Raw genomic sequence first — 12,994 nt, forward strand, 5'->3', positions numbered from 1 at the left:
TAATAATTAGAGCTTTTAATAATAGCCCTGAAACGGAAATTTAATTTCGGTTTCAGGGCTATTTCTTTTTATGGATTACTATATTAATAGGTATATTTCAATAAAAAAAATTGAAAGTATACCTTGGCTAATTTTATTTTATTTTTTTAATGCGTCACAATCAATTTATAAAAAAGAGAATAGTCATAAAAAAAGGAAACGTAAAACTACTTGTTCTTACATTTTCATACAAACATCTCATAATTATTTAATAATATATTTTTTTAAATAGCAGATATTTAATTTGTAGTTTTATATTTATATTTTTTAGATAAATATGCTTTTAATCGCTTATTGTAGCTTTTAATCGATGAACTAAAATAATTTATTTAAATTTAGGGTGGCAAATCGTAACTAATAACTAATTATTACGAGCAAAAATCATACTTAATTTATTAGTAGAAAACTATGCATAAAATTACTTTACGGAATAAAAAGATAAATGGATTACTATTATTATTACTGATTTTAATTTTCCCTATCCTTAAAATCACTGCACAAAGCGTAACAACCCCACAAGTTGATTTTTCTCAAAGATCTTCAACTGCTACTCCTGAAAAAAAAATTTATAATATTAAAGGAGATTTTACGCTGTTGGGAAATACTAATTTGACACTTTTATCTTATGGCGACAAAAAAAATAATGAAGGTAACGAGATGATATATGTCGATATCGACGAAGAATCAACTACTTTAAACTCTTCGATGGCAACATTGGAACTTTCTAATGCAGGTGAAAATGATACGAATCAGAGTTGCTCAAAAGTTTTATTTGCAGGACTTTATTGGACAGGAAAATCAGATGATACCAAAGAAATTTTTTCAGTTACCAAAAATTCCGTTACCAAAACATATAATAAAAATCGTGTTTCGTTAAAAGGTCCAGGTGCTATTAACTACACTGAAATCACAGCGACAACAAACTCTAACACAACTGCAATCCGTTTTCCTGGAGTTGCTCAAAGTGGTATTTTTGTAGGATATCAGGAAGTTACTGATTATGTAAAATTACATGGTCCAGGTAAATATACTGTAGCAGACATAGCATTGAAAGAAGGAACTAATAGTAATCCAGGGTATTCTGGAGGATGGGTAATGATAGTAATTTATGAAAATCCAGCAATGAAACCTCGCGCAGTAACACTTTTTGATGGTTATGCTTATGTAAACGGTCAAAAAACTAATGGTGGTGAATATGGAAACATTCCTATTTCAGGTTTTACAACAGTAGGCTCAGGTCCTGTAAATATGAAACTAGGAGTGATGGCAGCTGAAGGAGATGTGGGTACTGCATCAGGTAGAACCGATTATTTATCTGTACTAAAGCTCAATAGCGATTCAAATAGTTATCCTGGAAACTACCAAATACTAAATCATACAGGTAATTTAACTGGTAACTTTTTTAATTCATCGATTTTTCCAAAGCCAGTTACAGGTATGAGTAATCCGATTTTAAATAATAATACTGGAGTCGATTTTAGCATGTTTACAATGCCTAATCCAGGAAACTCAGTAATTGATAACAATCAAACCTCTACAAATTTTAGATTTGGATCAAATTATGATGTATATACTATTTTTGGTTTTGCTATGTCGGTGGATGCATATATACCCGAACCACAAGGAATAATAAAGATCAATTCAATAGGAGGAACCGCATCACCTTCTCCGCTTGCTGCTTCACCCGGAGATGATATTGAATATCAAATTGATATTAGAAATAGAGGGTCTGAGTCAACTAAAAATTCAATTATCACCATTCCAATACCATTTTCTACTCTATATACAATAGAAAGTATTGTTACTACCATCATTGACAACTCATTTTTACCTACTAATGCCCCTGTATTTGATAGTAATTCTAATTCAATAATATGGAATATTGGAAACATACCGCTAGCAAACCCCAACACGTTACTAGCGAGCTTAGTTTTTAAAGTAAAATTAACAACTGATTGCGCTACATTATTTAATGCCGGTTGTAATTCTAACATATCGCTAACCGGTACTATTTCTGGTGCTGGAGCTGTATCTAATAACCCCTTTACCATTCCAATTTCACAAGGTATTGATCCTAATTCAAGTTGTGGTGGTTTAATTGATAAACCTATTCTGGTGAACTTTAATAGTTCAAATAGCCCTTGCTTTGCTTCTTTAGCTGGTGCTGATACATCATCTTCAATGTGTGGTTTATCTTCAGTAGTTCTTAATGCAACAGCAGGAACTCAAGGCACTTGGTCAATATTTAATGGCCCAACAGGAGGTGGAGAAGTGTTTTCAAACAAAAATAGTCCAACCACTGAATTCTCAACTCCCAATGCAGGTATTTATACTTTGCGTTGGACAATTCCCTATGGCAATGGCACATGCACTCCAATATTTGATGACGTACAAGTTAGTACTGCTTTATGTAATAAATTAGATTTCGACGGAATTGACGACAATGTTAATTTTGGCAATAATTACAATTTTGATAGTGGTTCATTTAGCATTGAAGTGTGGGTTAAACCTTCAGTTTCGAATGGAAATATTCAAACTATTTTTTCTAAAAGAAGCTCAGTGGCTTTAGAAGATGGTTATGATTTAAGAATAGTAAACAATATCCTTTCATTTAATTGGAATAAAGGAAATTCAATAACTTCAAAATTTCCTATTAGTACTGGACGTTGGTATCATATAGCAGTGACATTTAATGGAACTGCCTATAATTTATTTATCGACGGGATTAAAGTAGAAAATGCAGTGTCTGGTTACAATCCAATTGCAAACAATAATACAAAATCTATATTAGGAGCCATGATTCAAAACACTTCTTATCCTTATCTCCCAACTAATTTTTTTAATGGATGGATGCAAGAACTACGAATTTGGAATGTTGCTTTGACAGAATCACAGATGCATCAGATGATGAATCAAAAAATTAAAAATAATGAATCTAGTGTTTTAGGTTTAACAGTACCACAAATTATTCTAGGGATAAACTGGGGAAATTTAGAAGGATATTACCAGATGGTTCAATCTAGTGATATTGTAAATGGTCATTTGATAGATAAAAGTACTAATTCACGCGATGGTAAATTAACAGGTATTACTACTGCCCAACCTGAAACAGCTCCATTACCTTATACTACATTAACAGATAATGTATGGGAAAATAATGCAACTTGGTCTCATGGAGATATTTGGAACATACCAAATTCATTAGGAGTAGACGTTAAAACTTACATTGATTGGAACATTGTAAAAACAAATCATAATATAATCTCAACAGGAAACAAAACAGTTCTAGGATTACTTGTTGAAAATAATACAGTAACCGCTACTAATGATACTAAAATTGAAGTTTCTCATTATTTAAAACTAGACGGAAAAATAGATTTGCAAGGCATGTCACAATTACTACAAACCACTGATAGTGAGCTAGACCCAACAAGCAAAGGTTCAATTGAAAGAGACCAGCAAGGACAATCCAATAAGTTCAATTACAATTACTGGAGTTCACCGGTTAGTAAAATTAATTCTAATGCAAATAATCAAGCTTTTACCTTAAAAGAATTGCTACATGACGGAACTGATCCTGCTAATCCTAAATCTATAAATTGGATAGAAGGCTATGATGGATCATCAACAGCAAACCAAATAAGTTTAGCGCGATATTGGGTTTATAAATTTGATAATTTACCGAGTGTTTATGCCAATTGGACTAGAATAGGAGAAAATGGTTCATTAGACGTAGGAAAAGGTTTTACGTTAAAAGGAAGTGGTACTAGTACTTCAACTCAAAACTACACTTTCGTTGGAAAACCAAATAATGGTACTATAAGCAACACTGTTAATCATGATCAATTATTATTAACAGGTAACCCCTATCCGTCTTCACTAGATGCTAATAAATTTATAAATGATAACATTAGCTCAATAAAAAACTCTGATGCAAATCCTGCTATCGATGGCGGACTCTATTTCTGGGAACACTACACTAGTAACAATACCCACATCCTACGAGATTATCAAGGTGGTTATGCCATCCGAAATTTATCGGGAGGATTACCCCCAAGTTCAGTTGGAATAGATTTTATTAGTGGTGCTGGTACAACATTAAGACTTGCCCCAAAACAATTTATCCCAGTAGGACAAGGATTTTTTGTGATTGGTAAAAACGTATCTAGTGCTGCAGTTACTTTTAATAATAGTCAAAGAGCTTTTATAAAAGAAAACGACACACCAAATTCGCAAGTGATGTACAAAGTAAAACCAAAAAACAACAATCAAAAACAGACAATATATAGAGACAATTCCAATGATGTTGTTGAAAAAGACACACACAAAAGAATTCGTTTAGGTTTTAATTATCATACCAAAACCTACCATAGACAAGTTTTAATAGCCTTTATGGATGAGCAAGCGAATAGCGAAATGAATGATGGTTACGATGCTTATAATATAGACAACTCACCAAGTGATATGTACTTATTGAATGGTGAAAATGAATTAGCCATACAAGGAGAAGGGTATTTTGATAAAAATGCCTCCTTCCCTATTGGCGTTCGAATAGAAACAGCCGGTAAAGTGTCTTTTGGAGTCGATGCTTTGGAAAATTTTGATACCAACCAATCAGTCTATATTTATGATGCTGAAACCGATATACACCACCCCATCAACGACGCTTTGTTTGAAATAGAACTTACAGAAGGAATTGTAAATGATCGGTTCTCCTTGCGTTTTACTGTTAAAACTCTTGGTATTAAAAATGCCACTTTTGAAAATGCAATTGCTATACATTACACGCAATCCAGCAAAATTTTGACTATTGCAAATAACATGAAAGACAACACAGTTGAAACAGCATCTCTTTTTGACATACAAGGAAAAGCAATTGCTAACTGGAAAGTGACCGATAAGGAACAAACAAACATTAAAATTCAAGTTCAAAGTATGACTTCAGGCGTGTATATTGTAAAACTAAAAACTACCAAAGGAAACATCAGTAAGAAAATTATCGTTAGATAAGTACACGCTTCTTTTTAAACTTTAAAAACTTCTCTTAATTGAGGAGTTTTTTTTGACTAAAAGCGGTCCTATATTCTCCTCTTTTGAGCTCAAAAAAACAAACTTAATTCTTTAAAAATAAAACGCTATTTACATAAAATTACAATAGCAATACAAAACTAAATATTAAGGAAATATTAATTAGAAATTTGACCTTATATTTGAATAATTATCTATATTTGGGTACTATTTTTCAGAATAGTATCTAATAAAAAAGAAACCAATTTAAAATTTATACAATGAAAAAGGTAATATCATTTATTGCAATTGCATTTTTTACAATCTCTATTAGTGCTCAAGAAGGCAAAACTGTAGTTAAAGAAAAAGCAAAAAAAGAATCTTGTTGTGCTAAAAAAGACTCAAAAACAAAAGGCATGACTGCAGCTGAAGTAGCAAAATGTCAAGCAAAGTGCAAAGCAGAAGGAAAAAAATGCGATTCTGGTTCTGGTAAAAAATGCTAATCTAAACGTCTAGAAATAGAATAAAAGAAAAATGCCTCTGAAATTCAGAGGCATTTTGTATTACTAGCGTATTTAAAAAATTTCTATTTGGCTCTTACACTCCACTCAAAATCCATTTCGGAAACTTGAATTCCCTTTTCATCCGTTCCAACGGATTTCATCCAGAAGGTCTGCCCCTCGCCTGTAGCTATTGTTTCTTGAATTGCTTTTTCGATAAGATGTCCGTCGTTGCAAACAAAAGTAATTCGTCCAGTAGCTTTTTTTGTAAAATTTCCTTTGTTGTTAGCCACTAACATCGATATTTTCCTATCACACTTTTGAATTTGATACATCACTAAAGCGCCTGTAGAAAGTTCAGCAGCCATTGCTTGAACAGCGAAATACATCGAGTTAAAGGGGTTTTGATTAATCCATCTGTGTTTTACAGAGACGATACATCTTTCCTCATCTATCGCTTTTACACGCACTCCGCAGATAAATGCTGAAGGTAATTTGAATAATAAAAAGTTGTTAAGTTTTGATACGGTTAGTTTCATCATCAGTGGTTTTTTGCTAAAATACAAAAAAATAGTATGCATACATATAAAATACAATTGTTAATTTTTTGTTAACATTCAGTACTATGCGAAACAATATACTGTCTTTTAGATATATATTTGCATAAGAAATTACTAGGCAGACAATTTAGCAATTTCTTTCGAAGTTTCAATCATCATCAAAAAATCAAACAAAATGGAATCAACTACGGAAAAAAACATTGCTACATTTACACATTTGAGTTCACTTACTCAATACTTTATTCCTTTCGGAAATTATATTTTTCCAATAATTTTATGGAGTACTAAAAAAGAGGAATCGGAATTTGTGAATCATAACGGAAAACAAGTCCTAAATTTTCAATTGAGTTTATTATTGTATTCTTTAGTTTTACTTATGATAGCAATTCCTTCTTTTCTAATTTCAATATTCAAAGACATGTCGCTTAATGCCTTAATGAATAATCATGATTTTGAATTTTCTAACTTTAACTTTGAAGCCAATATTGGATTCTTAACCGTTGGAATAGTATGTCTAACCATTTTTGGACTTTTGAAAATAGCTGAGTTCTTTTTAATTATTTATGCCGCTATTAAAACCTCAAATGGAGAAAACTTTAGCTATCCCATAACGATTCCTTTTATTAAGTAGAAACAAAAATATGATTAAATAAAGAGACGCATTGACAGACCGAATATCCTAGCCCCGATTGCAATGGAAATCCCACGTTTTTGAGCGTGGATTGTAATGGAAAGCGGGATTAGCTCCTAAAAAAAATTAAATCATCACAAGCCAGGTAACCAAACTGGCACATTAATCAAAAAATGAACAGTTTAATCAACTAAAAACAAAAAGCAATTATGAACATTGAAAACACAAAAGCCCAAATGCGCAAAGGTGTTCTCGAGTTTTGCATCTTATCTGTATTGAAAGAAAAAGATGCTTACACATCGGAAATACTGGACACTTTGAAAGATGCAAAGTTATTAGTCGTGGAGGGAACTATTTATCCGCTACTAACAAGACTAAAAAACGACGGATTACTGAACTATCGCTGGGAGGAATCAACATCAGGACCACCTAGAAAATATTACGGACTTACCGAAATAGGACAAACTTTTTTGAACGAACTAACTGGCACTTGGACTGAATTATCTGATGCCGTAAACCTTATAACCAACCAAAAACAATAGTCATGAACAAAACTGTAAATATAAACTTAGGTGGAATGTTTTTTCACATAGATGAAGATGCATACCAAAAACTAACGCGCTATTTTGACGCAATAAAAAGATCACTATCAAACTCTTCTGGTCATGACGAAATCATAAAAGATATTGAAATGCGTGTTTCGGAATTGTTGAACGAAAAGCAAAAAACAGATAAGCACGTAATAGGGTTGAAAGATGTAGATGAGGTTATTGCCGTAATGGGACAGCCCGAAGATTACATAATTGAAGATGACGGCACAACTGGGCCAACTTACAACAAAACATATAGTACGAGAACAAAAAAATTGTACCGCGATAAGGAAAAAGGAATGATTGGTGGTGTTGCATCCGGTTTAGGATACTATTTTGGGATTGATACTGTGTGGATTCGTTTAGCATTGATACTTTTAGTTTGGGGATTTGGTACAGGAATCATTGCGTACATTATTCTTTGGATTGTAGTACCTGAAGCTGTTACTACGTCAGAAAAACTAGAAATGACTGGGGAGCCAGTTAACATCTCGAACATTGAAAAAAAAGTAAGAGAAGAATTTGATAACGTTTCTGACAAAATAAAAAATGCAGATTATGACAAGTACGGAAACCAAATTAAAACTGGCGCAGGCAAATTAGGAAATTCTTTCGGCGACTTCATCTTGACCATTTTTAAGATTTTCGCTAAATTCCTAGGTGTAATTTTAATAATTACGGGAATAACAACCTTATTTTTTCTGTTGGTTGGAATTTTCACATTAGGTTCTGGAGTCTTTATAGATTTCCCTTGGCAAGGTTTTATTGAAGCCGGGAATTTTACTGATTATCCTATATGGGCTTTTGGACTTTTGATGTTTTTTGCTGTTGGAATTCCTTTCTTTTTTCTAACATTATTAGGATTTAAACTTTTAGCTCCTAACATGAAATCTATTGGTAATATTGCAAAATACACCTTGCTTGCGCTATGGATAATTGCTGTTTCATTAGCGATCTCCATTGCAGTAAAACAAGCAACTGCGTTCGCCGCTGATGGTAGAGTAGTAAAAAAAGAAACTTTTAATCTAAACCCTACTGATACACTTTTCATAAAATTCAAACACAACGATTATTTTGCTAAGAACGTAGAAGAGCGCAATAATTTTATGATAACCCAGGATTCTACTGGAATAGATATCATTTATTCTAATGAAGTTAGATTCAAAATAGAAAAAACAGATGAAAAATTGCCTTACATTCAAATTGAGAAAGAAGCCAAAGGAAAATCTTTAGCTGAGGCCAAAAAAAGAGCGGAGCAAATAAAATATGGTTATACAATCATGGGAAATCAGTTAGTTTTAGACAACTACTTACTGACGGATTTAAAAAATAAATACAGAGATCAAGAAATTGAAATCACTTTATATTTGCCAAAAGGGACGTTGATCAAACCAGATGATTCTATGAGAGATTATGATAGAACTGATAGTGATTATTTTTTATGGAATCCAGGACAAAACGAAGTTTATAAAGTAGGTCAAAATAAAATAATCTGTATAAATTGTGCTAACACAGAAAATGACGATGTACTAAATGGCGCTGAAGATAGTACAGGCGACTATGGTGATGTTGTAATTGATACGAATGATGATACTAAGACTTCAGTAACGATAAATCAAAAGGGAATTTCAATAAAGAAAGATTCTATTACTAATTCTGATAAAAAGTTCAAGGAATTGAAAATAAATAAAGACGGCATCATCATTAAAACGAATTAGTCATGTTAAAAATCATCACAATAATTACAAAATTCATCCTGGTTACCTTAACAGCCTTACTTTTTGCATCTTGTAACCAATCGATAAATCTGAATTCGATAAAGGGAAGTGGCAACGTAACCATTGAAAATCGTCGCATAGATGGAACTTTCAAAAGTGTAGAAGTGAGTAATGCTATCGATCTTGTTATTGAACAAGGCGATAATACTGCAATAAGCGTTGAAGCGGATGATAATTTGCAAAAACACATTACGACCAGAGTAGAAAATGGCGTTCTTATTGTGGCGTGTGATTACAACTCTTTTTTTAATATCGAATCAAAAAAAGTCATCGTAAAAACGCCAATAATTGAAGAGTTATCTGCTTCAAGTGCGGCAACGATTAACAGTGTCAATACATTGAGAAGCGAAAATATATCTTTTAGAACTTCTAGCGCCGCAACAATCAATGTAAATGTTAAATCAGATAATATACATAGTAAATCGAGCAGTGGAAGCTCAATAACTTTAGAAGGAATGGCACTAAATCTAGAAGCTTTAGCATCAAGCGGAAGTTCTATAAATGCGGGTTCACTATTAGTTAATGATATAATTGCAAAATCGTCCAGTGGTTCAACAATTCGTGTTCACCCTATTGTGAATTTGAATGCAACTGCTACTAGTGGAAGTAATATCTCATACAAAAACCAGCCTCAAACAATTCGTAAAATGGTTCATTCCGGCGGTAGCGTTGATAAGCAATAAAATTACCAATTAGAACATTAAAAACATCCACCAGTATGGATGTTTTTTTTTGCAACAGAAGCGTCACTACTAAGTAACTATGGTTATATATTTAAAAATCTGAAAGAATCGAAAATAAAAATAATGAATAGTAAAAGGAGAAAACCTTCTGTAAATAAAAAGATAGACTACTAAAATAATTTCTTTAAAATACAAAATTACCCCTTACAACGATTATGATTTCTTTATATTTGTGACTACTCTAATACAAATTGTTATGAAAAAATATATTACATTGCTTCTACTTGTTTTGTCTACAACAGTATTATTAGCGCAGAAAAAGGAAAAAATAAAGGGTTCAAAAATAGTTACTACAGAGCGTCGTGACATTGATAATTTTCAAGAATTAGTAATTGAAGATAATCTTGAAGTACACTTAGAGAGAGGAGAAAAAGCAGAAGTTAAAATTGAAGCTGACGAAAATCTTCACGAGATCATTTCATTGGAACAATACAACAAAACTTTACGAATTTACACTACTCAGCTGGCTAGTAGTTATAAAAAAATGATTGTACGAGTGACCTATACTGATAATTTGAATTTGATTTCTTCAAAAAACGAGTCTTCTATAAATGCAATTCAAGAACTTTTGCTAGATAAAGTTACTATAAATGCATTTGACTCCTCTAAACTATTCATAAATGTTAAGACTCAAAATTTTGTTCTTCAAGCAGGAGACAAAACAAAAACAGAATTAAATTTAAAATCTGAAAACACGACAATCCAATTGAATAAAAATGCTTCTTTGAAAGCATTAGTTATTACAGATGTTTTGAAAGTAGATCAGTATCAAAAATCGAGTGCTACTGTGGAAGGAAATGCAACAAGCGCAGCTATTCGCTTAGATAATAATGCTTCATTTACCGGAAATAAATTAAACACAGTAAGCGCTACTATAACCACTGAAAGCTACACCAACTGCAGCTTATTTGTGGAAAAAGAAGTGATTATCGACGCTATAAATAAATCTGAAATTCAACTTTTAGGCAGTCCAAAAATAGAGATAAGCAAGTTTTTAGATGAAGCTAAATTGATTAAGAAATTAAAATAATAAAATTCTTTAGCTTTTAGATCTTTACAATACTTTATAAAATCGCTTGAAAAAGAATTAAAAATTACGTCTCTCTAAAATTATTATACAAAAAAAAGCCGAAACACTCTGTTCGGCATTTTGTCGGGGCGGCAGGATTCGAACCTGCGGCCTTCCCGCCATTGCGGGACGCTACAACCGATAATATTAATTAAATTTTACAATAAGGTAATGTCCTCCAAATACCTTTTAGCACCTCTTTTTTTAACTTTACTCTCTATTTGTAAGGCTTCAGATCGCGTATTAAATTGTAACTGATGAATTAAAGTCCATGGCTTTCCCGATTTAGTAGATACACTTAAACCAGAATTATGTCTATTTAATCTGTCTTCAAGATTGTTTGTTTGTCCTGTATAATATTTCAAGGAAGTTTTGCTAAAAAGAATGTAAACTGTATACATAAGCGTGAAATTATTATACAAAAAAAGCCGAAACATTATGTTCGGCTTTTTGTCGGGGTGGCAGGATTCGAACCTGCGGCCTCCTGCTCCCAAAGCAGGCGCGATAACCGAGCTACGCTACACCCCGTAATCGGGTGCAAATATAAAACTTTATTTCGTTATACAAGGAATAATTTTAAATTGATTATAATTATTTTTTAATAGTTAATTATGATGGTAGTTATGAAACAAATTTTAATAAAAAACATACATTTGCAATCATAAAAAATTATAATAAAATCTTGTTATGTCAGATACTATCGAAAAAATTAAATGTCTTATTATAGGTTCTGGTCCTGCTGGTTATACTGCAGCTATTTATGCCGCTAGAGCGAATATTTTCCCCGTTTTATATCAAGGTATGCAGCCTGGAGGCCAACTTACTACAACTAATGAAGTAGAAAACTGGCCTGGAAATCCTGAGGGAATCACAGGTCCAGAAATGATGGTGGGTTTACAAGCCCAAGCGCAGCGTTTTGGTACTGATGTGCGCGATGGCTGGGCTACCAAAGTTGATTTTTCGGGAGATATTTTTAAAGTTTGGATAAATGATGTAAAAGAATTGCATTGTGAATCAGTTATTATTTCTACAGGCGCTTCAGCTAAATATCTAGGATTGCCTTCAGAACAGCACTATTTAAAAATGGGTGGTGGAGTTTCAGCTTGTGCTGTTTGTGACGGATTTTTCTATAGAAATCAAGAAGTAGTAATTGTTGGTGCTGGTGATTCAGCATGTGAGGAAGCTCATTACTTATCTAAACTTTGTAAAAAAGTAACGATGTTAGTACGAAGCGAAAAATTTAGAGCATCAAAAATTATGGAGGCTCGCGTTCGCAAAACTGAAAATATTACGATATTAATGAACCATGATACCGTTGAAGTATTGGGAGATGAACAAGTAGTTACTGGAGTTAAGGCTTTGAACAAAACTACTGGGGAAACGTTTGATATTCCAGCAACAGGCTTCTTCGTAGCAATAGGACACAAACCTAATACTGATATTTTTAAAGAATATATTACGTTAGATGAAACAGGATATATTGTTAATACACCAGGAAGTTCAAAGACAAATGTTGAAGGTGTTTTTGTAGCGGGTGATGCAGCAGATCATGTGTATCGTCAAGCAATTACTGCTGCTGGTACCGGTTGTATGGCTGCCCTTGATGCTGAAAGATATCTAGCTGCAAAGGAATAATCATCTTTATAGTTTAATATAAAAAGAGTCCCAATTTCCACTAATTGGGACTCTTTTCTTTTGAAATACTTCGAATCAATCACATAATACTTACTTACTAAAAAAATTCGAACAAAAATTCTAGCGCAATCACTATCAATCAACTTTTAAGTCCTTTTTACTAACCCATTTTTCATCTGACCTTATTTTGAACCAGTTATCCTGCTGACTATAAACTCTTAAAATCGCACCCATTTTGACACTTTCACGCTCTATCACTTTATCACTAGGTTTAGTAAGCACATTTAACTCATCTGCAATGACACTAACATAGTTTATAACTGCATCAGAATTAGTTTTAATTTGACCACCGCCAATTCGTGCTTTGACTAACGGAGCAAAATCCCTATCAAAATCCGCTACTTTATTCCCGCAAAAAAATTAGTACCCGGGAAACATTTAT

General features: G+C 32.7%; 10 protein-coding genes and 1 tRNA gene. 8 read left to right on the forward strand and 3 right to left on the reverse strand.

Annotation, left to right across the window (positions count from 1 at the left end; translation table 11 throughout):
- Positions 1-447: 447 nt before the first annotated feature.
- Both LNP27_RS14675 and LNP27_RS14680 read left to right on the forward strand, forming a co-directional pair.
- Positions 448-5,049 (forward strand): LamG-like jellyroll fold domain-containing protein, encoded by a 4,602-nt coding sequence (locus LNP27_RS14675; protein WP_229942394.1) that lies wholly within the window; start codon positions 448-450, stop codon positions 5,047-5,049.
- Between the two features lie 278 nt (positions 5,050-5,327).
- A complete protein-coding gene (locus LNP27_RS14680) occupies positions 5,328-5,549 on the forward strand; it encodes a hypothetical protein (protein ID WP_229942395.1) in 222 nt (73 codons plus the stop codon).
- An 83-nt stretch (positions 5,550-5,632) separates the two neighbouring features.
- Here LNP27_RS14680 and LNP27_RS14685 read toward each other — a convergent pair whose 3' ends face one another.
- Positions 5,633-6,085 (reverse strand): DUF4442 domain-containing protein, encoded by a 453-nt coding sequence (locus LNP27_RS14685; protein WP_229942396.1) that lies wholly within the window; start codon positions 6,083-6,085, stop codon positions 5,633-5,635.
- A gap of 196 nt (positions 6,086-6,281) precedes the next feature.
- Between LNP27_RS14685 and LNP27_RS14690 the strand changes: the two genes are divergently transcribed.
- The 5 genes from LNP27_RS14690 to LNP27_RS14710 all read left to right on the forward strand — a co-directional run bounded on the left by LNP27_RS14690 (position 6,282) and on the right by LNP27_RS14710 (position 10,878).
- Positions 6,282-6,737, forward strand: coding sequence for a DUF4870 domain-containing protein (locus LNP27_RS14690; protein WP_229942397.1), 456 nt, complete (start codon positions 6,282-6,284; stop codon positions 6,735-6,737).
- 209 nt (positions 6,738-6,946) lie between these two features.
- The gene (locus LNP27_RS14695; RefSeq protein ID WP_229942398.1) at positions 6,947-7,279 is read left to right on the forward strand and encodes a PadR family transcriptional regulator; all 333 of its coding nucleotides are present in this window, start codon (positions 6,947-6,949) and stop codon (positions 7,277-7,279) included.
- Between the two features lie 2 nt (positions 7,280-7,281).
- Entirely contained in the window at positions 7,282-9,045 is a 1,764-nt protein-coding gene (locus LNP27_RS14700; protein ID WP_229942399.1) for a PspC domain-containing protein, read from the forward strand.
- Positions 9,046-9,047: 2 nt separating this feature from the next.
- Positions 9,048-9,788 carry a head GIN domain-containing protein gene (locus LNP27_RS14705; RefSeq protein ID WP_229942400.1) on the forward strand — a complete coding sequence of 247 codons (741 nt, stop codon included), beginning with the start codon at positions 9,048-9,050 and terminating at the stop codon, positions 9,786-9,788.
- 256 nt (positions 9,789-10,044) lie between these two features.
- The gene (locus LNP27_RS14710; protein WP_229942401.1) at positions 10,045-10,878 is read left to right on the forward strand and encodes a GIN domain-containing protein; all 834 of its coding nucleotides are present in this window, start codon (positions 10,045-10,047) and stop codon (positions 10,876-10,878) included.
- Between the two features lie 197 nt (positions 10,879-11,075).
- On the opposite strand, the gene LNP27_RS14715 is transcribed toward LNP27_RS14710, so the two are convergent.
- On the reverse strand, positions 11,076-11,318 hold the full coding sequence (locus LNP27_RS14715; protein WP_229942402.1) for a GIY-YIG nuclease family protein: 243 nt from the start codon (positions 11,316-11,318) through the stop codon (positions 11,076-11,078).
- A 52-nt stretch (positions 11,319-11,370) separates the two neighbouring features.
- A tRNA-Pro gene (locus LNP27_RS14720) sits at positions 11,371-11,445 on the reverse strand.
- A 159-nt stretch (positions 11,446-11,604) separates the two neighbouring features.
- Between LNP27_RS14720 and trxB the strand changes: the two genes are divergently transcribed.
- Positions 11,605-12,552, forward strand: a complete 948-nt coding sequence (gene trxB / locus LNP27_RS14725; protein ID WP_229942403.1) for a thioredoxin-disulfide reductase — start codon at positions 11,605-11,607, stop codon at positions 12,550-12,552.
- Positions 12,553-12,994 lie beyond the last annotated feature (442 nt).

It is taken from the genome of Flavobacterium galactosidilyticum, assembly GCF_020911945.1.
Lineage (GTDB): Bacteria > Bacteroidota > Bacteroidia > Flavobacteriales > Flavobacteriaceae > Flavobacterium > Flavobacterium galactosidilyticum.